This is a genomic window from Hydrogenophaga pseudoflava (assembly GCF_004353865.1).
Lineage (GTDB): Bacteria > Pseudomonadota > Gammaproteobacteria > Burkholderiales > Burkholderiaceae_C > Hydrogenophaga > Hydrogenophaga pseudoflava.
Genome location: NZ_CP037867.1, coordinates 3553889 through 3576482, shown reverse-complemented (window position 1 = coordinate 3576482; position 22594 = coordinate 3553889). Strand labels below are relative to the sequence as shown.

21 protein-coding genes are annotated in these 22594 nt (G+C 68.4%); 12 read left to right on the top strand and 9 right to left on the bottom strand.

Annotation, left to right across the window (positions count from 1 at the left end; translation table 11 throughout):
* Positions 1 to 16 precede the first annotated feature (16 nt).
* Positions 17 to 1249, top strand: a complete 1233-nt coding sequence (locus tag HPF_RS17180) for a YihY family inner membrane protein (RefSeq protein WP_066155920.1) — start codon at positions 17 to 19, stop codon at positions 1247 to 1249.
* On the opposite strand, the gene HPF_RS17175 is transcribed toward HPF_RS17180, so the two are convergent.
* Together HPF_RS17175 and HPF_RS17170 are read right to left on the bottom strand one after the other, a co-directional pair.
* The gene (locus HPF_RS17175; protein ID WP_243721606.1) at positions 1250 to 2539 is read right to left on the bottom strand and encodes a cytochrome P450; all 1290 of its coding nucleotides are present in this window, start codon (positions 2537 to 2539) and stop codon (positions 1250 to 1252) included. It lies immediately after the preceding gene.
* A 32-nt stretch (positions 2540 to 2571) separates the two neighbouring features.
* Positions 2572 to 4071 (bottom strand): aminotransferase-like domain-containing protein, encoded by a 1500-nt coding sequence (locus HPF_RS17170; RefSeq protein ID WP_133157314.1) that lies wholly within the window; start codon positions 4069 to 4071, stop codon positions 2572 to 2574.
* 195 nt (positions 4072 to 4266) lie between these two features.
* Between HPF_RS17170 and HPF_RS23680 the strand changes: the two genes are divergently transcribed.
* A complete protein-coding gene (locus tag HPF_RS23680) occupies positions 4267 to 4605 on the top strand; it encodes a DUF2917 domain-containing protein (RefSeq protein WP_165961735.1) in 339 nt (112 codons plus the stop codon).
* On the opposite strand, the gene HPF_RS17160 is transcribed toward HPF_RS23680, so the two are convergent.
* Both HPF_RS17160 and HPF_RS17155 read right to left on the bottom strand, forming a co-directional pair.
* Entirely contained in the window at positions 4542 to 5360 is an 819-nt protein-coding gene (locus HPF_RS17160; RefSeq protein ID WP_133157312.1) for an alpha/beta fold hydrolase, read from the bottom strand. The genes HPF_RS23680 and HPF_RS17160 overlap by 64 nt on opposite strands.
* Positions 5360 to 6670 (bottom strand): O-acetylhomoserine aminocarboxypropyltransferase, encoded by a 1311-nt coding sequence (locus HPF_RS17155; protein ID WP_066155928.1) that lies wholly within the window; start codon positions 6668 to 6670, stop codon positions 5360 to 5362. Before HPF_RS17155 ends, HPF_RS17160 begins: the two co-directional genes overlap by 1 nt.
* A gap of 120 nt (positions 6671 to 6790) precedes the next feature.
* On the opposite strand from HPF_RS17155, the gene HPF_RS17150 reads away from it, so the two are divergent.
* The 3 genes from HPF_RS17150 (at position 6791) to HPF_RS17140 (ending at position 9594) form a co-directional block, all read left to right on the top strand.
* Positions 6791 to 7261 carry a CBS domain-containing protein gene (locus tag HPF_RS17150; protein WP_066155932.1) on the top strand — a complete coding sequence of 157 codons (471 nt, stop codon included), beginning with the start codon at positions 6791 to 6793 and terminating at the stop codon, positions 7259 to 7261.
* 70 nt (positions 7262 to 7331) lie between these two features.
* Positions 7332 to 8432: a chorismate synthase gene (gene aroC, locus HPF_RS17145; protein WP_133157311.1), complete on the top strand. Its 1101-nt coding sequence runs from the start codon at positions 7332 to 7334 to the stop codon at positions 8430 to 8432.
* Positions 8425 to 9594 carry an MFS transporter gene (locus HPF_RS17140; protein WP_133157310.1) on the top strand — a complete coding sequence of 390 codons (1170 nt, stop codon included), beginning with the start codon at positions 8425 to 8427 and terminating at the stop codon, positions 9592 to 9594. Before aroC ends, HPF_RS17140 begins: the two co-directional genes overlap by 8 nt.
* Here the strand turns inward: HPF_RS17140 and HPF_RS17135 are convergent.
* Entirely contained in the window at positions 9591 to 10421 is an 831-nt protein-coding gene (locus HPF_RS17135) for an IclR family transcriptional regulator domain-containing protein (RefSeq protein ID WP_079365199.1), read from the bottom strand. The two genes, HPF_RS17140 and HPF_RS17135, sit on opposite strands and share 4 nt — an antisense overlap.
* 167 nt (positions 10422 to 10588) lie before the next feature.
* Here HPF_RS17135 and HPF_RS17130 point away from each other — a divergent pair, with 167 nt between their 5' ends.
* The 5 genes from HPF_RS17130 to HPF_RS17110 all read left to right on the top strand — a co-directional run bounded on the left by HPF_RS17130 (position 10589) and on the right by HPF_RS17110 (position 15522).
* The gene (locus HPF_RS17130) at positions 10589 to 11578 is read left to right on the top strand and encodes a Bug family tripartite tricarboxylate transporter substrate binding protein (RefSeq protein ID WP_066155940.1); all 990 of its coding nucleotides are present in this window, start codon (positions 10589 to 10591) and stop codon (positions 11576 to 11578) included.
* 77 nt (positions 11579 to 11655) lie between these two features.
* The gene (locus HPF_RS17125; RefSeq protein ID WP_133157309.1) at positions 11656 to 12168 is read left to right on the top strand and encodes a tripartite tricarboxylate transporter TctB family protein; all 513 of its coding nucleotides are present in this window, start codon (positions 11656 to 11658) and stop codon (positions 12166 to 12168) included.
* Positions 12165 to 13658, top strand: a complete 1494-nt coding sequence (locus HPF_RS17120) for a tripartite tricarboxylate transporter permease (protein WP_133157308.1) — start codon at positions 12165 to 12167, stop codon at positions 13656 to 13658. The genes HPF_RS17125 and HPF_RS17120 overlap by 4 nt, the downstream gene beginning before the upstream one ends.
* Before the next feature lie 28 nt (positions 13659 to 13686).
* A complete protein-coding gene (locus HPF_RS17115; RefSeq protein WP_133157307.1) occupies positions 13687 to 14607 on the top strand; it encodes a 4-hydroxyphenylpyruvate dioxygenase in 921 nt (306 codons plus the stop codon).
* A gap of 3 nt (positions 14608 to 14610) precedes the next feature.
* Entirely contained in the window at positions 14611 to 15522 is a 912-nt protein-coding gene (locus tag HPF_RS17110) for a sugar phosphate isomerase/epimerase family protein (protein WP_133157306.1), read from the top strand.
* Positions 15523 to 15530: 8 nt separating this feature from the next.
* Here the strand turns inward: HPF_RS17110 and HPF_RS17105 are convergent, their stop codons facing one another.
* Positions 15531 to 16796, bottom strand: a complete 1266-nt coding sequence (locus tag HPF_RS17105) for an Hsp70 family protein (RefSeq protein ID WP_207959197.1) — start codon at positions 16794 to 16796, stop codon at positions 15531 to 15533.
* A gap of 185 nt (positions 16797 to 16981) precedes the next feature.
* Between HPF_RS17105 and HPF_RS17100 the strand changes: the two genes are divergently transcribed.
* Entirely contained in the window at positions 16982 to 17446 is a 465-nt protein-coding gene (locus HPF_RS17100; RefSeq protein ID WP_066155958.1) for a (2Fe-2S)-binding protein, read from the top strand.
* A 2-nt stretch (positions 17447 to 17448) separates the two neighbouring features.
* Complete coding sequence (locus tag HPF_RS17095) at positions 17449 to 19593, top strand: xanthine dehydrogenase family protein molybdopterin-binding subunit (protein ID WP_133157304.1); 2145 nt, start codon at positions 17449 to 17451, stop codon at positions 19591 to 19593.
* A 32-nt stretch (positions 19594 to 19625) separates the two neighbouring features.
* Here HPF_RS17095 and HPF_RS17090 read toward each other — a convergent pair whose 3' ends face one another.
* From HPF_RS17090 to HPF_RS17080, 3 genes are read right to left on the bottom strand one after another with little or no spacing between them, the layout of a single operon-like run.
* Positions 19626 to 20684, bottom strand: coding sequence for a beta-keto acid cleavage family enzyme (locus HPF_RS17090; RefSeq protein WP_133157303.1), 1059 nt, complete (start codon positions 20682 to 20684; stop codon positions 19626 to 19628).
* A 45-nt stretch (positions 20685 to 20729) separates the two neighbouring features.
* Positions 20730 to 21578: a TauD/TfdA dioxygenase family protein gene (locus HPF_RS17085; protein WP_133157302.1), complete on the bottom strand. Its 849-nt coding sequence runs from the start codon at positions 21576 to 21578 to the stop codon at positions 20730 to 20732.
* Between the two features lie 20 nt (positions 21579 to 21598).
* Positions 21599 to 22579: a quinone oxidoreductase family protein gene (locus HPF_RS17080; protein ID WP_133157301.1), complete on the bottom strand. Its 981-nt coding sequence runs from the start codon at positions 22577 to 22579 to the stop codon at positions 21599 to 21601.
* Positions 22580 to 22594: the final 15 nt, after the last annotated feature.

Below are 22594 nucleotides of genomic sequence, written 5' to 3'. Positions count from 1 at the left end.
GTGGCATGATACCGGGATGACTGTTTCCGAGCGCCTTGCCGACGCCCAGACCCTGCTGGCCGAGCTGTGGCAGAACCTGCTGCGTTTCCCCTGGCGCACCACCGCGCTGACCCTGCGCGAGCGCTTCCGCGAAGACCGGCTGGGCGTGACCGCGTCCAGCCTCACCTTCACCACCACCATCTCGCTGGTGCCGCTGTTCACGGTGGCGCTGGCGGTGTTCAGCGCCTTCCCCATGTTCGGCCGGCTGCAGGTCACGCTGCAGCGCTGGCTGGTCGAGAGCCTGGTGCCCGACAACATCGCCAAGCAGGTGCTGAGCTACCTCAACCAGTTCGCGGCCAAGGCCGGGCAGATCGGCTGGGTCGGGGCGCTGATCCTGCTGGGCACCGCGCTGGCGCTGATCCTCACCATCGACCGCAAGCTCAACGACATCTGGCGTGTGCGCACCTCGAGGCCGCTGACACAGCGTGTGCTGGTGTACTGGGCGGTGCTCACCCTGGGGCCGCTGCTGCTGGCCGCCAGCCTGACCGCCACCTCCTACGCCGTCACCACGACGGGCGTGACGCGATCGGGCAGCGTGCGGGTGCTGCTCGACTCGCTGCAGTTTGTGCTGATGACCGGCGGCATGGCCGCGCTCTACCGTTTCGTGCCCAACACCAAGGTGCGCTGGTCGCACGCGCTGGTGGGCGGCCTGTTCACCGCGGGTGCGCTGGAACTGGCCAAGGGCGTGCTGGCCTGGTACCTGGGCCAGGTGCCGACCTACTCGGTGGTCTACGGCACCTTCGCCACCGTGCCCATCCTGCTGGTCTGGTTCTACGTGGCCTGGGTGATCGTGCTGCTGGGCGCGGTGGTCGCGGCCTACCTGCCCAGCCTGCTCTCGGGCATCGCACGCCGCGGCAACTACCCGGGCTGGCGCTTCCAGCTCGCGCTGGAGACGCTGGTGCAGCTGCAGCTGGTGCGCGAGGCACCGGCGCGCGGCCTGAGCCTCGACGCGCTGGCGCAGGCGCTGCAGGTCGACCCGCTGCACCTGGAGGAGCCGATCGGCGCGCTGGTGGCGCTCGACTGGCTGGGCCGGCTGGACGAAGAGGACGAGCGCTACGTGCTGCTGCAGGACCCGGCGAACCTGCCGGTGGCGCCGCTGGCGCAGCGCCTGCTGCTGCCCGATTCGCCCAGCACCGAGGCCTTCTGGGCGGTCAGCGGGCTGCGGAGCATGACGGTGGCGCAGGCGCTGGCGGCGCCGTCGGTGCCCTGATCAGGCGGTCCTGAACGGCGCCGAGAGAAAGCCCCGGAACCGCGCCCGCCCGCCTCGCACCGGCGGTGCGCTGAGCTCGAAGCGCGGAAAGCGGGCCAGGAAGCGCCCGATGGCGATGCGGCCTTCGAGCCGCGCCAGGCTCAGGCCCGCGCACTGGTGGATGCCGAAGCCGAACGCCAGGTGTTTGTTGCCCTCGCGGCGCAGGTTCAGGGTCTCGGGCTGGTCGTACACCGCGGGGTCGCGGTTGGCGGCGCCGATGCAGAGCGTGACCAGAGCGCCCGCGTCCAGCGCCACGCCACCGACCGTGGCCGCCGTCAGCGCGCGCCGGTTGCCCAGCTGGTTGGACGACTCGAAGCGCAGGCATTCGTCCACCGCCAGCGTCAGCACCTGTTCGCGGGCCGCCTCGTCGGTGCCGGCGGTGCGCAGGTCGGCCAGCAGCTGTTTGCGCTGGGCCGGGAACTCCTGCATCAGGATCAGGCCGTTGCCGATCAGGTTGGTGGTGGTTTCGTGGCCGGCGTTGAGCAGGAAGATGCAGTTCTGCAGCAGCTCGACCTCGCTGAGTTTCTCGCCACTGGCCTCGCCCTGGATCAGGCGCGTGAGCACGTCGCGCTCGGGGTCGCCCGGGGCCTGGCGCCGTGCGGCAACCAGCGTGCGCAGGTAGGCCAGCATCTCGGTCACGCTGCGGTTGCCGGCGGCGTGCTGCTCGGGCGTGGGCACGGGTTCAAGCGCGCCGAGGATGGCCAGCGACCAGTCGCGCAGCGGGCCACGGTCGGCGTGCGGCACCCCCAGCAGGTTGCCGATGATCTCGACCGGGATCGCGGAGGCGAAGTCCTCGACCAGATCACCGCCGCCTTGCGCCTCGATGCGGTCGAGCAGCTGGTCGACCAGGGTCACCAGGCCCGGCTCCATGTCGGCGATCGCGCGGCGGGTGAGGGCGCCCATGATTAGCTTGCGCACCCGCGTGTGCAGCGGCGGGTCGTTGAACACCAGGCTGGTGGTGTGGTGCTCGTACAGCGGCGAGCCCACGCCGTACTTGGGTGCGAACTCGACGTGTTTGTCGGAGCTGAACACGGCGGCGTCGCGGTACACCGCCATCAGGTCGGCGTGGCGCGTGAGGAAGAGCGAACCATCGGGCATGCGCCGCACCGGCTCGTGTTCGCGCAGCAGGGCGTAGACCGGGAATGGGTTGGCCAGGAAATCGGCGGGCAGGGCGCGCAGGTCGAACGTTGCGGCGATCTCGCGCGCGCGCTCGGCGCTCATGGGCGGGGTGATCTGTTGCGGCTGGATCATGGTGCGGCCATTCTGGCGCCGCCGCGCGGCGCTCAGGCGCGCTTCTTCTCGGGGTTTTCCTGCAGCATCTGCCGCGCGATCTCGCCGATGCGCGCCAGTGCCTGCATCTCCAGCGTGGTCCAGGGCCCGGAGAAGTTCAGGCGCAGGCAGTGCCGGTAGCGGTCGGTGGCGGTGAAGAATTCGCCGGGGCCGAAGGTGATGCCTTCGGTGGCGCAGCGACGGAACAGCTCCATGGCCGACAGGTCGGGCGCCAGTTCCAGCCAGAGCGTGTCGCCCGAGGGCGGGTTGCTCACCTTGGTGCCCGGCGGGAAGTGGTGCGCGATCAGGCGGCGCGCCTCGTTGCGGCGCTGGTTCATGTAGGTGGTCAGGCGCCGCAGGTGGGCCTCGTAACTGCCCTGGTTCAGCAGGTCGGCCAGGGCTTCCTCCAGCACCACCGGCGTGGCCGCACCCTGCAGCCGCTTGTGCGAGGCCACGCTGTCGCGCCAGCGGCCGGCCTCCACCCAGCCCAGGCGGATACCGGGCGTGAGCGTCTTGGCGAACGAGCCGCAGACCATCACGTTGCCGTCGGTGTCGAAGGACTTGGCCGCCTTGCGGCGCTCGTCGCCGGCCAGCAGGTCGTTGAACACCACGTCCTCGATCAGCGGCACCCGCCGCTGCGCCAGCAGCTTCACCAGCTTCTGCTTGGCGTTCATCGGCATCACCGAACCCAGCGGGTTGGACAGCGTGGGCGCGGCCAGCACCGCCTTGACCGGCTGCGTGTCCAGCGCGAGCTCGAGCGCGGGCAGGGACAGGCCGGTGGCGGGGTGCGTGGGGATCTCCAGCACGCGCAGGCCCAGCGACTCGATCAGGTCGAGGTAACCGAAGAAGGTGGGCGACTCCAGCGCCACCACGTCGCCCGGCTGGGTCACGGCGCGCAGGCACAGGCTGACGGCCTGGGTGCAACTGGCGGTGATGACGATGTGGGCCGCGTCCAGCGCGCAGCCCAGGTGCAGCGCGCGCCGGGCCACCGCCTGGCGCAGCGCGGGGCGGCCGGCGTCGGCCTTGTTGTATTCGGTCAGGCTGTGGCGGTGCACGCGCGAGGCGCGGCCGATGGCGACGCGCAGGCGTTCCTCGTCGAACAGCGTGCTCTGTTCGGGCGCGAAGCCGCCGAAGCTGGCGCGGTCGCCCGGCTGGTGCAGCATGGCAAAGCCCTCGGAGCGGGTCTGCCGCTCCACCAGAAAGCTGCGCTGCGGCGGCGCGCTCAGGCCGGGCTGGGCGATGCGCTGCGGTCGCCGCACGAAGTAGCCGGCCTTGGGGCGCGCCTGCACCAGGCCTTGCTCCTCCAGCTGGCGGTAGGCCTGCAGCGCGGTGGAGATCGACACGCCGTGCGCCACCGAGGTTTCGCGCACCGAGGGCAGGCGCTGGCCGGCCTTGAGGGTGCCGCCATGAATCAGTTGTGCCAGGGCCTGCGCGATCTGCTGGTACAGCGGCGTGTCGGGGGGCGACACCGGTGGAACCGGGCGCAGCGCGGGGGGCTGGGAGGGCTCGGGCATGGACGGTCCATGCTAACCGAGCGCCGGCCGGCCGGCGACGCCGGTGGTCTGCCGCCGACCAGCACAGTTGGCCGGCAAGCCGACCACACAGATGCGGATCTGTGCGGCGCTGAGCGGGCATGCTGCCGGCCCGCTGTGTCTGTTGCGGTGGGGCGGAACGCCGGACAGTGGGGCCTCATTCACGAAAGGTCCGACATGCTCTCCAGCCAGCCCTCCACCACCCGCCTGTTCCCGCTGCAGACCCGCGTGATCCACGCCAGCGCCGGCCTGCGGCTGCGCGTGGTCAGCGGTCGGCTCTGGCTGACGCAGCCGAACATGGCGCAGGACCTGTTCCTCGGCCCGGGCTCGGTGATTGACCTGCAGCAGGACTGGGTGGTGATCGGTGCCGACGCTGAACCCTCGCACACGCCGCAGGAGCACTACAGCGAGTACCTGCTCATGCCGCTGGTGGCGCCCGCACCGTCCTGGTTTCAGCGCTTGAGGAAGTCGCGGATCGCGAACAGGGTGAGGTCCGGGGTCTCCGTCATCTGGTGATGGCCGACCGGCAGGGTCACCACCTGCACGGTTTTGCCCGCCGCCTGGGAGGTCTTGATCAACCCTTGTGCAGCCTTGGGCTGGGTCATCTGGTCCAGGCCACCCAGCAGGAACAGCACCGGGCAGGTGAGGGCCGCCATGGCGGCCTCGCCGCCCGCGTAGCGGTCGCAGGCCACGAAGCCGCGGTGGAACACATTCACCTTGGGATTGCTGCGCAACACGCGCCGGCCCAGCGCCATGCCGGCGCCGTAGACCCAGGTGCCCGGGCCCAGAGCCGAGGGCGGCGCGGCCAGGGTGGAGCGCGAGAACACGTTGACCATGGTCAGCGCCTTCTCGGGTTCGTTCAGCGAGGCTTCGATCAGCGCGGGCGACACCTTCATCGGGAAGGCGGTGCCGACCAGCACCGTGTGCGTGACGCGCTCCTTGAGCCGAGCCGCCGCTTCCATGGCGATCAGCGAGCCCCAGCTGTGGCCGACCAGCGCGGCCTTCTGCACGCCGGCGGCGTCGAGCAGGGCGCCGATGAAGTCGGCCGCTTCCTCGACCGTGGAGGGGGCTTCGCCGGCGCTGCGGCAGTGGCCGGGCAGATCGACAGCCAGCACGTTGAAACCGTGGTTGGCGAGGTAGCGGCTCTGCAGGATCCAGACGCTGTGGTCGTTGAGCACGCCGTGGATGAACACCACGGTGGGCTTGGCGGGGTCGAAGGCCTTGCCGCCGGTGTAGCAGTAGGTGGTGGCGCCGTTGACGGTGAGTTCCATCACGCACCTGCCTTTTCTGCGGCTTTGAGGGCACGCTTGAGGTCGTCGATCAGGTCGTCCGCATCCTCCAGCCCGATGGACAGGCGGATGGTGCCCGGGCCAATGCCGGCGCCCGCCAGCGCCTCGTCGCTCATGCGGAAGTGCGTGGTGCTGGCCGGGTGGATCACCAGCGAGCGGCAGTCGCCCACGTTGGCCAGGTGGCTGAAGAGCTTGAGGGCTTCGATGAAGGCCTTGCCCTGTTCACGAGAGCCCTTGATGTCGAAGCTGAACACCGAGCCCGCGCCCTTGGCGCCGTGCCTGAGCAGGCGGTTGGCCAGCGCATGGCTGGGGTGCGACTCGAGCAGCGGGTGACCGACGCTGCCCACGAGCGGATGGCTGGCCAGGAAAGCAACCACCTTTTCGGTGTTGCTGATGTGGCGTTCCATGCGCAGCGGCAGGGTTTCCAGACCCTGCAGGATCAGCCAGGCGCTGTGCGGACTCAGGCAGGCGCCGAAGTCGCGCAGGCCCTCGCGGCGGGCGCGCAGCAGGAAGGCACCCACGGTGCTTTCCTCGCTGAAGGTCATGCCATGGAAGCCGTCGTAGGGCTCGGTCAACTCGGGGAATTGGCCCGAGGCGTCCCAGTCGAAGCTGCCGGCGTCCACCACCACACCGCCGATGACGGTGCCGTGGCCGGAGAGGAACTTGGTGGCCGAGTGGTAGACCAGGTCGGCACCGTGCTCGAAGGGCTTGATGAGGTAGGGCGTGGTCAGCGTGCTGTCCACCAGCAGCGGCACCTTCGCCTCGTGCGCGATCTGCGCCACCGTCGGGATGTCCAGCACGTCCAGGCCCGGGTTGCCCACGGTCTCGCCGAAGAACAGTTTCGTGTTTGGGCGCACCGCGGCCTTCCAGCCGTCGATGTCGCCGGGCTTGACGAAGGTGGTCTCGATGCCGAAGCGGCGCAGCGTGTAGTGCAGCAGGTTCTGGCTGCCGCCGTACAGCGCGGTGCTGGCGACGATGTGCGAACCGGCGCCCATGAGGGTGGCGATGGACAGGTGCAGCGCGGCCTGGCCGCTGGCCACCGAGATGGCGCCGATGCCGCCTTCGAGCGCGGCCATGCGCTGCTCGAACACCGCGTTGGTGGGGTTGCTGATGCGGCTGTAGACGTGGCCGGCGCGTTCGAGGTTGAACAGGGCGGCGGCGTGGTCGCTGGATTCGAAGACGAACGAGGTCGTCAGGTGGATGGGCACGGCGCGGGCGCCGGTGGAGGGGTCTGGGGCCGCACCGGCGTGCAGCGCCAGGGTGTCGAAGCCGGGGTCTGAATGGCCGGGCATGCGTGTGTCTCCGAAGGTAACGTCCGGGCAGTCCCGGTGTGTTGTTCGCGCCGATTGTGGGCTATATTCATCTCCACGCCTGCTCAGCTGGCGACAGCATCCATCCCAAGGAGAAGTGCCATGAAGGTCAGCGACATCCTGCGCGTCAAGGGCAACGCCCTCTACACCGTCACCCCCGAGGACTCCCTGGCCGACGCCGTCAAGCTCATGGACGAGAAGGACATCGGCTCGCTGGTCGTGATGTCCAACGGTCTGGTGGTCGGGATGCTCACCTTCCGCGAGGTCATCAAGACGCTGGTCAAGAACGGCGGCCAGCTGGGCACCACCACCGTCTACCGCGCCATGGACCCCGGCCCGCTGACCTGCACCATGGCCACCGAGATGGACGAGGTCCGCCGCATGATGCTCGACCGCCACGCCCGCTACATGCCCGTGATCGAGAACCGCATGCTGATGGGCGTGATCAGCTTCTACGACGTGGCCAAGGCCGTGGTGGACGCGCAGAACTTCGAGAACAAGATGCTCAAGGCCTACATCCGCGACTGGCCGGAAGAAGAGTCCGAAGGCAAGAACGAACCGAACTTCCCCTGATGGGTCTGTCCGTGACCCGAAGCAAAACGCCCCGCTCGCGGGGCGTTTTGCTTGGCGATAATCGGAGCCCATGAGCGGCAACACCTTCGGCACCCTGTTTTGCGTCACCAACTTCGGTGAATCCCACGGCCCGGCCATCGGCTGCGTGATCGACGGCTGCCCGCCCGGCATGTCGCTAACCGAAGCCGACATCCAGCACGACCTGGACCGCCGCCGCCCCGGCACCAGCAAGTTCGTCACCCAGCGCAACGAGCCCGACGCCGTCGAGATTCTCAGTGGCGTGTACGAGGGCCGGACCACCGGCACGCCGATTGCCCTGCTGATCCGCAACACCGACCAGCGCAGCAAGGACTACGGCAACATCCTGCAGACCTTCCGCCCCGGCCACGCCGACTACGCCTACTGGCAGAAGTACGGCATCCGCGACCCGCGCGGTGGTGGCCGCAGCTCGGCCCGCCTCACGGCGCCCACGGTGGCGGCCGGCGCCGTCGCCAGGAAGTGGCTCAAGGAGAAGTTCGGCACCACCTTCCACGCCTGCATGACGCAGATCGGCGAGGTACCCATCGGTTTCGAGAGCTGGGAGCATGTGCCCAACAACCCGTTCTTCGCCCCGGTGGCCGACGTGTCGGCGCTGGAGGACTACATGAACGCGCTGCGCAAGAGCGGCGATTCGTGTGGCGCGCGCCTGCGCGTGGTCGCGAAGAACATGCCGGTGGGCCTGGGCCAGCCGCTGTACGACAAGCTGGACGCCGACATCGCCTACGCCATGATGGGCCTGAACGCCGTCAAGGGTGTGGAGATCGGCGCCGGCTTTGCGTCGGTGGCCGACAAGGGCAGCACCCACGGCGATTCGCTCACCCCGAGCGGTTTTGTGGGCAACAAGGCCGGCGGCGTGCTGGGCGGCATCAGCACCGGGCAGGACCTGGACGTGTCGGTCGCCATCAAGCCCACCAGTTCCATCCTGGTCCCGCGCGACTCCATCGACGTGGCAGGCCAGCCGACCGAGGTCATCACCAAGGGCCGCCACGACCCCTGCGTCGGCATCCGCGCCGCGCCCATCATGGAAGCCCTGCTGGCCCTGGTGGTGATGGACCACGCGCTGCGGCACCGTGCGCAGTGCGGCGATGTGACGGTCGAGACACCGGATATCGCTGCCGCGTCGCGTGCCTGAACAGCGCAAGCAACTCCTGCCCTTCGCGGCCCTGTCCGCGAGTTACTTCGCGCACATCGGCTTCTTCAACCCCTACCTGCCGCTCTGGCTGAAAGACCTGGGGTTCGGGCTGTTCGCCATCAGCGTGCTGACCTCGGTGCAGTCGGCCACGCGCCTGTTCGCGCCCTACGCCTGGGGCACGCTCTCCGACCGCACGGGCGAGCGCGTCAAGCTGCTGCGCTATGGGGCCACGGCGGCGCTGGTCTTCTCGCTGGCGCTGTGGTTTCCGCTGGGCCCGGTTGCGCTGTTTGCAGTGCTGCTGCTGATGTTCACCCATACCAGCGCCATGATGCCGATGAGCGAGGCCGCGTTGGCGCACCTGGTCAGCCAGGGCGGGGCGTTCGACGCAAAACGCTATGGCCGCGTGCGGCTCTGGGGCTCGCTGGGCTTCCTGCTCACGGTGATGGTGGCCGGCTGGTGGTTCGAACACTTCGGGCTCGGTCATTTCCCGGCATGGACGCTGTTGACCCTGGTGGCGGTGGTGGCCAGCGTCTGGTGGCTGCCCGACCACAAGGAGGCGGCGCACCACGACGACGACCACCCCGCCATCTGGCCGCTGCTCAGGCAACCCGCGGTGCGCTGGTTCTTCGCGTCGGTGTTCTTCCACATCCTCGCGCACATCGCCATCTATGTCTTCTTCTCGCTCTACCTGGACAGCCTGGGCTACAGCAAGACCGTGATCGGTCTGCTCTGGGCGGTGTCCGTGCTGATCGAGATCGGCTGGTTCTTCACCCAGGGGCGCTGGCTGCCCCGGCTCAGCCTGACCGGCTGGCTGGTGCTGGCCTCGGCACTGATGGTGCTGCGCATGGGCCTGACCGCCGGCCTGCCGCAGGTCTGGCCGCTGCTGCTGGCCGCGCAGGCGCTGCACGCCATCACTTTCGCGGCGCACCACACGGTCTGCATCGCACTGATCTCGCACCACTTTCCCGGCCGGCTGCGCGGGCGCGGCCAGGCGCTGTACACCGTGATCGGCTACGGCCTGCCGGGCACGCTCGGCGGGCTGGGCGGCGGCGTGCTGTCGTCGGCGCTGGGCCTGGCCAGCGTGTTCTGGCTGGCGGGCGCGCTGGCGGGGGTGGCGACGCTGTGCGCCTGGCGCCTGCGCCGGCTGGAGCACCGCGCCTAGATCAGGTTGCGCAGCCCGCGCGCCGCTTCCTGCAGCACCGGCAGCACGCGCTTGACCGCATCCTCGCTGCTTTCCTGGTTGATCGGCATGGTGACGCTGATCGCGCCGTGCACATCGTTGTTGCGGTCCAGCAGAGGCACGGCGATACCGCGGTGGTTCAGTTCCAGCTGCTGTTCCGACAACACCCAGCCCTGGCGCCGGCAGCGTTTGAGTTCTGCGCGCAGCTGGTCCTTGCTGGAGACGGTGAACGAGGTGAAGGCGCGCAATGGATGCGCCAGCAGCCACTCGTTCAGGCTGGGCTCGCTGAGCATCGACAGAATGGCCAGGCCGGCAGCGGTGACCTGGGCGGGCACGCGCGTGCCCAGCATGTAGCCTTCGAACATGTGCCTTGGCGACCCACCTCGGGCGATGTAGACGGCGTCCTCGCCGTCCAGCACCGCGAGATACGCGATCTCCTGGGTGCCGCCCACGATCCGCTGGAGAAAGGGTTGCACCTGTCTTGGCAGGCGCGCCGACTCCAGATACGCATGCCCCAGCCGCATGATGCGCGGCATCAGCCAGAACAGCTTGCCGTCGGTGCCCACATAGCCCAGGTGTGCCAAGGTCAGCAGGTAACGCCGCGCAGCGGTGCGGGTCAGGCCGCAGCGCGCGCCGGCCTGGCTGGCGGTCAGGCGCGGGTGCTGGTCGTCGAAGGCTTCGATGATGGCCAGCCCTTTTTCAAGACCGGCGATCCAGTCGCGGCGTTCAAGCGCGGGATGCCCCCGCCCGGGCGCAGACGCAGCCGCCGTTGCCGCGCGCGCACTGTCGATGGTGGTCCGGGAGTTCATGGGGGAGGCATTGGGGGAAGTACCAGAAATGATCGATGATTGATCGATGTCGATCGATTATCGATCACTTGGGCGGCCCAGAAGTAGGAAGTTGGCCGTTCCTTTCATAGAGTGCTCGGGTGTTCCCGGCTATTTCCGTTTTTCCACCCAACCTTGGAGACATCACCATGAACCTTCGCCGTCAATTCCTGGCCACGGTCGCGCTGGCCGCCTTTTCCACGATCGGTGCCGCACAGGGCTTTCCTGACCGTGAACTGAGCGGGGTGATCCAGTGGGGCGCCGGCGGCGCCAGCGACGTGGTCAGCCGCGCGCTGGCGCCGGTGGCCGAGGAGGCGCTGGGCAAGAAGATCGTGCTGCAGAACAAGCCAGGCGGCGTCGGCGCTATCGCCACGAACTTCGTGTACCAGCAGCCCAGCGACGGCTACACACTGCTGTTCGGTGCCGAAAACCCGCAGCTGCACCCGGTGTTGGCCATCAGCGAGCTGGACTACAGCAAGTTCTACCCGGTCACCATCGCCGCCCGCGGCAATGTGCTGCTGGTGACCAACGCCGCCAAGCCCTGGAAGGGCTTCAAGGACATGCTGGCCGAGATCCAGGCCAATCCTGGCAAGGTGAAGCAGGGGTCCACCGGCGCCGGCGGCCTGCCCTTCACCGTGGGGGCCATGGTGTCGACAGCCACCAAATTTCCGGTCACCTCGGTGCCGTTCGATGGCGACGGCCCGGGTCTGACGGCGCTGCTGGGCGGCCATGTGGACTTCATGTTCGTGGGTGCGGGCGCGGCCGCCGAGCACATCAAGGCCGGCCGCCTGAAGGCCCTGGCGGTGGTGGATGAGAAGCCGTTCGGCGATGTGCCGCCGATCACACAGGACCTGCCGACGCTGGAGAAGTACCTGCCCTGGGGGCCGTTCTACGGCGTGTTCGTCAAGCGCGATGTGCCGGATGCGGTCAAGGCCAGGCTGACGGCGGCATTCAAGAAGGCCGGCGACGATCCGAAGTTCCGCGAACTGATGGCCAGCCGTGGCAACGTGATGATGAACATCTCGGGCGCCGAAGCCGACGCTTTCCTCAAGAAGTGGCAGTCGGTCACTTCCTGGACCTACCAGGAAGTGGGCGTCGCTAAGAAGAACCCGGCCGAGCTGGGCATCGCCAAGCCCTGAGCGTCCGCCTGTCCGCAGCCTGTCCGGTCCCGGCCGGACGGCTGCGCGTTTGTGCCTGAACCCTTGCGTAACCCACCATGCAACCCACCCGACAACGGCTCCCTGGCGAGCTGAGCTTTCTGGCCGTGCTGCTGCTGGCCAGCCTCTTTCTTCTGTGGACGGCGTACGGCATCTCGAAGTTCGAGTCGCTCACGTCTGCGGGCGCGTTCCCGATGTTCGCTGCAGCGATCATGGTGGTCTGCGCCGTGCTGATCCTGCGGGATGCGGCGCGCTCGGCACCGACCGAGACTCGGGCCGGTGAGTCGCTGGCGGCGCAATTCGTGCGGCGCCTCACGCCGCCAGTGGTGGTGGGCTTCACGGTCGCCATCGCGCTGTACATGGTGCTGCTGCAACCGCTGGGCTTTCTGCTGGCGTCCTACCTGTTCCTGGTGGTGTCGATGGCGCTGCTGGGCAGCCGCCGCTGGGGCCTGAACCTGCTGGTGTCGGCGCTGGCACTGGCCGCGATCTACGGGATCTTCCAGACCGTGTTCTCGGTGGTGCTGCCTAGCGGCACCCTGCTGCAGGGCCTGTTCAACGGAGCCGCCACGTGATCGAAGCGCTCAACTATTTCTTCATCAGCTGGGTCGACGTCCGGTTGCTGCTGCTGACCGCGGCCGGCACCTTCGCCGGCATCTACATTGGCGCCATTCCCGGCCTGTCGGTGACGATGGCGGTGTCCATCCTGATCTCGTTCACCTTCAAATGGGAGGTCAACTCGGCGCTGGCGCTGATCTCGGGCATTTACCTGGGCGGCGTCTATGGCGGCTCGCGCAGCGCCATCCTGCTGAACATTCCCGGCGCACCCTCGGCCATTGCCACCGGGCTGGACGGCTACCCGCTGGCCAAGCGGGGCGAGGCCGGCACCGCCATCGGGCTGACCACGGTGGTCTCTGTGGTGGGTGGTTTCATCGGCATCCTGGCGCTGGCCGTGGCCGCGCCGGCGGTGGCGGATCTGGCGCTCCAGTTCGCGCCGCGCGACTACCTGATGCTGGCCATCTGGGGCATCCTGCTGGTGGGCAGTCTCTCGGGTGGCTCGCTGGCCAAGGGCATCTTTGCCGGGGCCCTGGGCGTGCTGATCGGCTCGGTCGGGCTCGACCCGATGACCGCCGAGTCGCGCTTCACCTTTGGCAGCCTGCAGCTGACCGCGGGCATCTCCTATGTGGCCGCCATGATCGGCTTCTTCGGCGTGGCCGAGGTGCTGTGCCAGCTGCACGAACTCAAGCTCCAGGCGATCAAGCAGGACGTCTCGAAAATCCTGCCGTCCTGGAGCCTGCTGCGCAAATACCTGCCGCTGACCGCGCGCACCTCCACCATCGGCGTGGTGGTGGGCGCGCTGCCCGGCGCCGGTGGCGACATTGCCGCGCTGATGGCCTACGACCACGCCAAGCGCACGGTCAAAGACCCGTCGCGGCCGTTCGGCGAGGGTGCCTACGAAGGGCTGGTGGCGCCGGAGTCGGCCAACAATGCGGCCGTGGGCGGCGCCTACATCCCGATGCTCACGCTGGGCATACCGGGCGACGCCGTCACCGCCGTGATCATCGGTGCCATGTACATCCACGGTCTCAAGCCCGGCCCGATGCTGATGGTGGAAACGCCGCACCTGTTCTGGTTCATCGTGGGCAGCCTCACACTGGCCAACATCTTCCTGCTGGTGTTCGGTCTCACCGGCATCCGGCTGTTCGCCAAGATCGTCGAAACGCCCAAACCCATCCTGTTGCCGGTGATCCTGGTGCTGTCGGCCGTGGGTGCGTACGCGATCAACAACAACCCGGTGGATGTGTACTGGATGCTCGGTTTCGGCGTGCTCGGTTACTTCCTGAAGATGTACGGCTTCCAGGTGGGGCCGGTGATCCTGGGCATGATCCTGGGTCCGCTGATGGACAAGAGCTACCGACAGGCCATGATCTCGGCCGAGGGCAACCCGGTGCAGTTCGCGGGCGAATTCTTCACATCGCCGCTGTCGCTCGTGATCCTGATCGCGCTGACACTGACCATCGCCAGCCAGTCGACCTGGTGGAAGCGGTTGCGCGGTCGCACCTGATATCCCCTTTTTTGCATGGAGTCTTGCCATGAGTGATCTGCTGCTCAACACCGCCGCTGGCCGCGAGCCCCTTCAGGCTTCGTTCAGCGACGCCGCCAACCCCCTGGGCCTGGACGGCATCGAGTTCATCGAATACGCCACCACCAAACCCCAGGCCCTGGGCCAGGTGCTGGAGATGATGGGTTTCCGCCCGGTGGCGCGCCACCGCTCGCGCGAGATCCTGCTCTACCGCCAGGGGGACCTGAACATCGTCGTCAACGCCCACCCCAGTGATGCCCAGGGCGCCAGCCACGGCAGCGACGTGCCCTCGATTTCCGCGATGGCGCTGCGCGTGCGCGATGCGCGTGCCGCCTACCACTATGTGCTGGAGCGCGGCGCCTGGTCGGTGCCGACGCACGCCGAGGTGATGGAGCTGAACATCCCGGCCATCCACGGCGCGGGCGGCAGCCGCATCTATTTCGTGGACCGCTACAAGGAGTTCTCGATCTACGACGTGGACTTCGTGCCCATCCCCACGGTGGACCAGAAGCCGCCCGCCACCGCCGGCATCCACTTCTTCGGCATCGTGCAGTACATCGGCCCCGAGCGCAGCAACGACTGGATCGCCTTCTACGACGAGCTGTTCGGCACCGAGGTGATTCCCGATGACCAGCGCTTCGGCATCATGCCCAAGGGCACCCTGCTGCGCACCCCGGCGCTGGACCCGTCGCAGCGCTTCATGCTGCAGCTCGTGGAGCCGCCGGTGAACGTGTACGACGCCGACGAGAAGCTGCAGCGCATCGGCCTGGGCGTGCCCGACGTGCTGGCGGCGGTGAAGGCGCTGCGCGCGCTGGGCGTCGAGTTCGTCGAGACCGAAGCGGCGCACACCGAGCAGCGCGGCGCCATCACCAAGACCTACCTGGGTTCGGTGGTGTTCGAGCTGGTGCACAGCGAGCGCGCCGGAGGCTGAGCCATGAAGCCTTCCCACGCCGCCATCGTCGAAGCCATCTCCGGCTTCGGCATGGACACCATCACGCTCGCCGGCCCGCTCGAAGCCAAGCTGGCCGCCATGAAGGCCGCGGGTTTCTCGCAGGTCATGCTCAAGGCCAACGACATCAACGGCCACCCGGGCGGCATTGAGGCCGCCGTCGCGGCCGTCAAGGCCAGTGGTCTGCGCGGCACGGGCTTCCAGGTGCTGCGCGACTTCGAGGGCCTCTCGGGCCATCTGCACCACTACAAGATCGACATCGCCAAGGCCATGCTGGAGATGTGTGCGGCGCTGGACTGCAAGGTGCTGCTGGCCTGTTCGTCCACCTCGGCCCACGCCACGCAGGACCTGGATCACCTCGCGCGCGACCTGCGCAAGCTCGCCATGCTGGCGCTGCCGCTGGGCATCAAGATCGCCTACGAAGGTCTGTCCTGGGGCCGCACCATCAACGAGTTCACATCGGCCTGGGACGTGGTCTGCCGCGCCGACTGCCCCAACCTGGGCATTGGCCTGGACTCGTTCCACATCTTCGCGGCCAAGACCGCGCTGGACGAGATCGACTACCTCGACCCGAGCAAGATCTTCCTGGTGCAGCTCTCCGACTTCATGTGGCAGGAGGCCAAGACCTTCGAGGAGCGCATGGCGACCGCGCGCACCTTCCGCGTCTTCCCCGGCGAAGGGGTGCACAGCGAGCAGATCGTCGACCTCGTGCTGCGGCTGGACAGGCTCGGCTACGCGGGCGACTACAGCTTCGAGGTATTCAACGACGACTACCAGCAGATGCCGCTGCCCATGGTGGCCGAGCGCGGCAAGCGCGCCGCGCTCTGGCTGGCCGAGGACGTGCTGCGCCGCTCGGTGCCGCTGCCCAACCAGATGCGGCTGAAGTCGGTGGGCTGAAGCGGGCGTTACGCTGAACGCCCGGTGCCGTACGCCAGCCCCGACGCCACGCCGCCAAACAGGTCCCCCTCGATCAGCGGCACGCCCGGGAACGCATCGCGCAGCGTCTGCTGGAACGGCCGCAGGGCCGACGAGCCGCCGGTGAGGTAGACCGCGTCCAGCTGGTCGTTTCGCAGGCCGGCGCCTTGCACGCATTCCTGGGCGCAGACCACGGTGCGATCCAGCAGCCCGCCCAGGTGCTCGCGCAGTGCGGCCGTGCCCAGCGGCGCGGTGAGGGCGGCTTCGACGATGGACAGGTCCACGCTGGTGTCGGCGTCGGTCATTGAGCAGCGGATCTTGGCCTGCTCGACCTCGTGGGCGATGTGGTGGCCGTGGCGCTCGCGCAGCACGCGCATCAGCCGCTCGTGCAGCCGCACATCGCTGTAGTTCACGCGCAGCGACTGCGCCTGGCTGACCGCCTTGGGCAGGTAGAGCCACTGGATCAGGTGCCAGGTGGAAAGGTCGAAGAAGGTGCGGCTGGGCACTTCGCGGCCTTGCGGGCCGAGGTGGCGGTAACCCAGCAGCGGCATCACCTGTTCCAGGCTGAGCCGGTGGTCGAAGTCGGTGCCACCGATGTGCACGCCGGTGGTGGCCAGCACGTCGTCTGCCCGGTCGGGCCGCGCGATGCGATCAGGGCCCAGGCGCACCACGGTGAAGTCGGAGGTGCCGCCGCCGATGTCTACGATCAGCACCAGGGATTCGCGCGCCAGGCGGCGCTCGTGGTCCAGCGCGGCGGCGATGGGTTCGAGCTGGAAGCTCACTTCGCGGAAGCCCGCGGCCTGCGCGGCTTCCAGCAGCGACTGCTGGGCCGCGGCGTCGCGCGCCGGGTCGTCGTCCACGAAGTGCACCGGCCGGCCCATGACCACGCGCCTGGGCGCGCTGCCCAGCGTGCGGGTGGCGCGCTCGCGCAGCTCGGCCACGAAGGTGGTCACGATCTCCAGGAAGCTGACCGGGCGGTGGTTGACCTCGGTGCTTTCGTGGATCAGCGGGCTGCCCAGCAGGCTCTTGAGCGAGCGCATCAGCCGGCCTTCGGTGCCGGCGAGGTACTGGGCCACGGCGTCGCGGCCGAAGTGGGTGCGGTGGTCTTCGCTGTTGAAGAACACGGCGGTGGGCATGGAGACGGCGTCGCCTTCGAGCGGGATCAGGCGCGACAGGCCGTCGGGGGCGGCCCAGGACATGGCGGAGTTGGAGGTGCCGAAGTCGATGCCGAGGGTGCCGTGGGAGTCTGGATGCATATATGGGGCCAACAAGGGGAGCGGCATTCTGCCACCGCGCCGGGTGACCCGAAACGGAACAGCTTGTCCCCACACCAACGTAGGACAAGGGTTTGCCCGGCTCAGGGGCCGGGTGGCTGCTCGTTACATTGCAGAACGACCTTGGCGCCTTGATCGCCGGGCGAACCCTACAGGAGACACACCCCATGTTGAACATCACTGTCAACGGGAAAGCGGCGTCGCTCGACGCCGAACCCGACATGCCCCTGCTCTGGGCGCTGCGCGAAGACCTGCAACTCACCGGGACCAAGTTCGGCTGCGGCATGGCGCTGTGCGGCGCCTGCACCGTGCACCTGGACGGTCAGCCGGTGCGCTCCTGCTCCACCCCGCTGTCGGCCGCCACCGGCAAGAAAGTGGTGACCATCGAGGCCATTGGCAACAGCAAGGCCGGCAAGGCCGTGCAGGCCGCCTGGGTCAAGCACGACGTGCCGCAGTGCGGCTACTGCCAGAGCGGCCAGATCATGAGCGCCACCGCGCTGCTGACCGCCAAGCCCAGGCCCAGCGACAAGGACATCGACGAGGCCATGAGCGGCAACATCTGCCGCTGCGGCACCTACAACCAGATCAAGGCGGCCATCAAGGACGCTGCGACCGCCCTGCAGGGAGCCTGATCATGAGCACCACCAACGATTCCCACGCCTTCGAGACCAGCCGCCGCGGCTTCATGGCCGGTTCAGGCGCCGCCCTGGTCGTCGGCTTCACCCTGCCGTCCATGGGCGGCCGGGCTCTGGCAGCGACCGACACCGCCTTCACGCCCAACGCCTGGCTGCGCATCACGCCCGACAACCGCGTCACCGTGGTCTGCGGCAGCTCCGAGATGGGGCAGGGCGTGCTGACCGCGATCCCGCAGCTGATGGCCGAAGAGCTGGACGCCGACTGGGCCACGGTGGGCGTGGAGCAGGCGCCGGTGAGCCAGGCCTTCAACAACCCCGCCTTCGGCATGCAGGCGACCGGCGGTTCGACCACGGTGCGCGGCCACTGGGACGTGATGCGCAACGCCGGCGCCACCGCGCGCGCCATGCTGGTGGCGGCCGCGGCCGAGCAATGGAAGGTGCCGGCCGGCGAATGCCGCACCGAGGCCGGCCACGTGATGCACGGCAGCAAGAAGCTGAGCTACGGCCAGCTCGCCGAGGCGGCGTCGAAACAGAAGGCGCCCGAGAAGGTGGCGCTGAAGGACCCGAAGGACTTCAAGATCCTCGGCCAGCGCAAGGCCCGGCTGGACACGGCGGGCAAGACCAACGGTTCGGCCAAGTTCGGCATCGACGTCAACCTGCCCGGCATGCTGGTGGCCGTGATGGCGCGCGCGCCCCTGCCGGGCGTGAAGGTGGCCAAGGTGGACGACACGGCGGCCAAGGCGGTCAAGGGCGTGAAGCAGGTGATCACGCTGCCCACCGGTGTGGCGGTGCTGGCCACGGGTTACTGGGCGGCGAAGAAGGGCCGCGACGCGTTGAAGGTGGACTGGGACTTTGGCGACAAGGCCGGGCTCGATTCGGCCAAGGTCACGGCCATGCTGACCGACGGCGCCAGCAAGGCCGACGCGGTGGCGCTCAAGGCGGGCGACGCCGGCATCACCCCGGCCAAGCTGGTCGAGGCCACCTACGAGGCGCCCTATCTCGCGCACGCCTGCATGGAGCCGATGAACTGCACCGCCTGGGTCAAGCCCGACGGCGTGGAAATCTGGGCCGGCACGCAGAGCCAGGGGCCGGTGCAGGGCATCCTGTCGCAGGTGGCTTCGGTGGACCCGGGCAAGGTCAAGGTCAACACCATGCTGCTGGGCGGCGGTTTCGGCCGTCGCTTCGCGCCCGACTTCGTGATCGACGCGACCCTGCTGTCCAAGATCAGCGGCGCGCCGGTCAAGCTGGTCTACACCCGCGAGGACGACATGGCCGCCGGCTTCTACCGCCCGGCTTCGGTGGCCAAGTTCACCGGCGGGCTGGACGCCCAGGGCAACGCGGTGCTGCTCAAGGCCGGCGTGGGCTCGCCGTCCATCATGGCGGCCTCGGGCTTCATGAAGATCCCCGAGAGCGGTGTGGACAGTTTCGCGATGGAGGGCATCAACGACCACCCCTACAGCGTGCCCAACCAGCTCATCGCCTATGGCCGGCGCGAGCCGGGGCCCAATGTCTGGTTCTGGCGTTCGGTCGGCCACTCGCAGAACAGCTTCTTCATGGAAGGCTTCATCGACGAGATGGCGTACGCCGCGGGCAAGGACCCGTTCGAGTTCCGCCGCGCGCTGATGGACAAGCAGCCGCGCTACAGGCAGGTGCTGGAAGTGGCGGCGGAGAAGGCGGGCTGGGGCAAGCCGCTGCCGGCGGGCGTGTTCCGCGGCATCGCGGTGGTGCAGAGCTTCGGCAGCTATGTGGCCGAGGTGGCCGAGGTCTCGATCAATGCCGACGGCACGCCCAAGGTGCACCGGGTGGTGGCGGCCGTGGACTGCGGCATGACGGTGAACCCCACCATCATCGAGCGCCAGGTCGAGGGCGCCATCGTCTACGGGCTGTCGGCCGCGCTGTACGGCAGGATCAGCCTCAAGGACGGCAGGGTCGAACAGGGCAACTTCCACGACTACCCGGTGCTGCGCCACAACGAGATGCCCAAGGTCGAGGTGCACATCGTCAAGAGCACCGAGAAGCCCGGCGGCATCGGCGAGCCCGGCACGCCACCGGTGGCGCCGGCGGTGGCCAACGCGATCTTCGCGGCCACTGGCAAGCGCCTGCGCAGCCTGCCGTTCGACACCTCGCAGCTCAAGAAAGCCTGATCGCACAGGGGGCCGATGGCCCCCTTTTTCTTTCAGGCCACCTTGCGCAGGAAACCCTGCTGGCGTCCCGGTGCGTTGGGCGAGAAGCCGTTGGCGGCCAGGGTCTCTTCCACGGTGTCGTAGAACACGCCGATCTTCAGGATCTCGCGCGCCTGCTGGCCGGTGGCGATAGGGCGGCCGAACTCGTTGGCCATGCGCACCAGCTGCTGAATCTGCTGCACGGTGGTCATCTTCTCGGTGCGGCTCTGGTTCCAGAGGTTGTCCTCGATGCCGCAGCGCACGTGCAGGCCCATGGCCATGCCCATCATGTTGATCGGCAGGGTGTTGCGCATGCTGCTTTCCACCGTGAGCATGGTGCCGTCGGGAATGGCGCGCAGGAAGTTGGCCAGGTTGTAGATGTTGGGCGCGTCCATGCCGCCGCTGATGGCGACCCAGTTGCACACCAGCGGGCCCTTGTAGACGCCGCGGCGGATCAGGCGCTCGACGGTCTCGAAGCTGTTGAGGTTGTAGAACTGGAAGGCACTCTGGATACCGGCCGCCGAGAGCCGGCGCACATGCTCTTCGACAAAGCTGGGCGTGGAGGGCACCACCATCTCGGTGTAGGCGCGGCGGCCCTCTGCGGTGGCCATGGAGGTGCCGGCGATGTCGGCCTCTTCCATGTGTTCGGTCACGTTCATCTGGGTGGTGTTGACGGTCACGGTCACCTGGTCGGGCTTGGGCGTCAGCTCAGCCAGCATGTGGCGCGTGTCGTCGGACAGCCACTTGGCGATCTCGCCTTCGCCGACCGGCGCGAACGAGATCGATCCGCCGACCTGGATCACCATCTCGGGAACCGCCTCTCGCACGCCGGCGATCAGCTCGTTGAACTTGGACAGGCGTTTGCTGCCCTTGCCGTCCAGCTCGCGCACGTGCAGGTGCAGCACGGTGGCGCCGGCGTTGTAGCAGTCCACGGCTTTCTGCACCTGCGCCTCCATCGTGACCGGGATGTCCTCGGGGAAGTCCGACGGAATCCACTCGGGACCGTAGGGGGCGGCGGTGATGACCAGGGGTTGCTGGTTCTCGGGGAAGAGGTGACCGTCGAGGAAGTTCATGGTTGTCTCCGGGTGCGTTGAATGGGGCGATCAGAAGGTGAACGGTCAGAAGGTGGGCGTGCCGACGATGCCGGCGCGTTCCATCTTTCGGTGGCAAGGGGGGTAGTCCATCACCGCGTAGTGCTGGGTGGACCGGTTGTCCCAGATGGCCACGCTGTTGGGCTTCCAGCGCCAGCGCACCTGGTATTCGGGAATCGCGGCCTGGCTGATCAGGTACTGCAGCAGGGCCGAGCTGCCCTGGGTGAAGTCCTGCCCATAGCGCACGTTCTCGGGCGTGTGGAAGTTGGTGAAGTGGGTGGTGAAGCCGTTGACGAACAGCACCTTCTCACCGGTCTCGGGGTGGGTGCGCACCACCGGGTGCTCGGCGTCGGGAAACTGGGCCTTGAGCGCGAGGCGGCGCTCGATGGGCATGGCCGCGCCGAAGCTGCATTCGATGCTGTGGCGCGCGCGCAGGCCGGCGATCTGCTGCTTGACCGGCTCGGGCAGCCGCTCGTAGGCCAGCGCCATGTTGGCCCACATGGTGTCGCCGCCCACCGGCGGGCATTCCACACAGCGCAGCACGCAGCCCATGGGCGGCACCTCGCGCCAGGTGGCGTCGGTGTGCCACGAGTTCTCGTAGCGGTCGTTGGGCGCGTCGGGCGTCTTGTAGATTCGCACCAGGCCCGGGTGTTCCGGGTCGCTGCCGGCCACCGGGTGGTCTTCCAGCTCGCCGAAGCGGCGCGCGAAGGCCACGTGGTCGGCGCGCGAAATGTCCTGGTCGCGCAGGAACAGCACCTTGTGCCTGAGCAGCGCGGCCTTCATCTCCTCGTACAGCGCGTTGTCGCGCGCCGCATCGGCCAGGCTCACGCCGCTGACTTCCGCGCCGATGGCGCAGGTGAGTTGCTCGATCTTCATGGGGTGTCTCCTCGGGCGGTTCAGATCACGAACACCGACGAACCGGTGGTCTTGCGCGACTCCAGGTCGCGGTGCGCCTGCTGCGCATCGCCGAGTGCGTAGCGCTGGTGGATGTCGATGCGGATGCGGCCGGCGGCCACGTGGCCGAACACCTCGGCCGCCAGCTCGGCCTTCTCGGCCGGGTCGGCGATGTAGTCGGCCAGGGCCGGGCGCGTGAGGTAGAGCGAGCCCTTCATGGCCAGCAGGTTGGGGTTGAAACCCTCGATGGGGCCGCTGGCCGTGCCCACGCAGACCATCAGGCCACGGCGCTTGAGTGAGTCGAGCGAGGCCATGAAGGTGGTCTTGCCCACGCTGTCGAACACCACGTCCACACCCTGGCCACCGGTCAGTTCCTTGACCCGCTCGGCCACGTCTTCGTGGCTGTAGTTGATGGTGTGGGTGCAGCCGTGGGCGCGGGCCACCTCGGCCTTGGCGTCGGTGGACACGGTGCCGATGACGGTGATGCCCAGCAGCCTGGCCCACTGCGCCACGATCAGACCCACGCCGCCCGCCGCTGCGTGCAGCAGCAGCGTGTCGCCGGCCTTGAAGGGGTGGATGCGGCGCATCAGGTAGGCCGAGGTCAGGCCGCGCATGGTCATGGCGGCGGCGGTCTCGAAGCCGATGCCGTCGGGCAGCTTGATGAGCGGTGCCGCGGCGATGAGGCGCTCGGTGGCGTAGGCGCCCAGGGTGTTGAGGAAGCCGGTGTAGGTGACGCGGTCGCCCACGGCGACGTTGCTCACATCGGGGCCGACGGCCTCGACCACCCCTGCCGCCTCCACGCCCATGCCCGCGGGCAGGGGCATGGGGTAGGTGCCGTTGCGGAAGTAGGTGTCGGCGTAGTTCAGGCCGACGGCGGCGTGGCGCAGGCGGACCTGGCCCGGGCCGGGCTCGCCGACCTCGACCTGTTCGATCTCCAGCACCTCGGGGCCGCCGGTGCGGTGCATGCGGATGGCTGTGGCCATGGGGGGTGTCTCCTT

Coding starts and splice junctions, on each gene's coding strand:
- HPF_RS17180 (WP_066155920.1), top strand. CDS start 17: ATGACTGTTTCCGAGCGCCTTGCCGACGCCCAGACCCTGCTGGCCGAG.
- HPF_RS17175 (WP_243721606.1), bottom strand. CDS start 2,539: ATGATCCAGCCGCAACAGATCACCCCGCCCATGAGCGCCGAGCGCGCG.
- HPF_RS17170 (WP_133157314.1), bottom strand. CDS start 4,071: ATGCCCGAGCCCTCCCAGCCCCCCGCGCTGCGCCCGGTTCCACCGGTG.
- HPF_RS23680 (WP_165961735.1), top strand. CDS start 4,267: ATGCTCTCCAGCCAGCCCTCCACCACCCGCCTGTTCCCGCTGCAGACC.
- HPF_RS17160 (WP_133157312.1), bottom strand. CDS start 5,360: ATGGAACTCACCGTCAACGGCGCCACCACCTACTGCTACACCGGCGGC.
- HPF_RS17155 (WP_066155928.1), bottom strand. CDS start 6,670: ATGCCCGGCCATTCAGACCCCGGCTTCGACACCCTGGCGCTGCACGCC.
- HPF_RS17150 (WP_066155932.1), top strand. CDS start 6,791: ATGAAGGTCAGCGACATCCTGCGCGTCAAGGGCAACGCCCTCTACACC.
- aroC (WP_133157311.1), top strand. CDS start 7,332: ATGAGCGGCAACACCTTCGGCACCCTGTTTTGCGTCACCAACTTCGGT.
- HPF_RS17135 (WP_079365199.1), bottom strand. CDS start 10,421: ATGAACTCCCGGACCACCATCGACAGTGCGCGCGCGGCAACGGCGGCT.
- HPF_RS17130 (WP_066155940.1), top strand. CDS start 10,589: ATGAACCTTCGCCGTCAATTCCTGGCCACGGTCGCGCTGGCCGCCTTT.
- HPF_RS17125 (WP_133157309.1), top strand. CDS start 11,656: ATGCAACCCACCCGACAACGGCTCCCTGGCGAGCTGAGCTTTCTGGCC.
- HPF_RS17115 (WP_133157307.1), top strand. CDS start 13,687: ATGAGTGATCTGCTGCTCAACACCGCCGCTGGCCGCGAGCCCCTTCAG.
- HPF_RS17110 (WP_133157306.1), top strand. CDS start 14,611: ATGAAGCCTTCCCACGCCGCCATCGTCGAAGCCATCTCCGGCTTCGGC.
- HPF_RS17105 (WP_207959197.1), bottom strand. CDS start 16,796: ATGCATCCAGACTCCCACGGCACCCTCGGCATCGACTTCGGCACCTCC.
- HPF_RS17100 (WP_066155958.1), top strand. CDS start 16,982: ATGTTGAACATCACTGTCAACGGGAAAGCGGCGTCGCTCGACGCCGAA.
- HPF_RS17095 (WP_133157304.1), top strand. CDS start 17,449: ATGAGCACCACCAACGATTCCCACGCCTTCGAGACCAGCCGCCGCGGC.
- HPF_RS17090 (WP_133157303.1), bottom strand. CDS start 20,684: ATGAACTTCCTCGACGGTCACCTCTTCCCCGAGAACCAGCAACCCCTG.
- HPF_RS17085 (WP_133157302.1), bottom strand. CDS start 21,578: ATGAAGATCGAGCAACTCACCTGCGCCATCGGCGCGGAAGTCAGCGGC.
- HPF_RS17080 (WP_133157301.1), bottom strand. CDS start 22,579: ATGGCCACAGCCATCCGCATGCACCGCACCGGCGGCCCCGAGGTGCTG.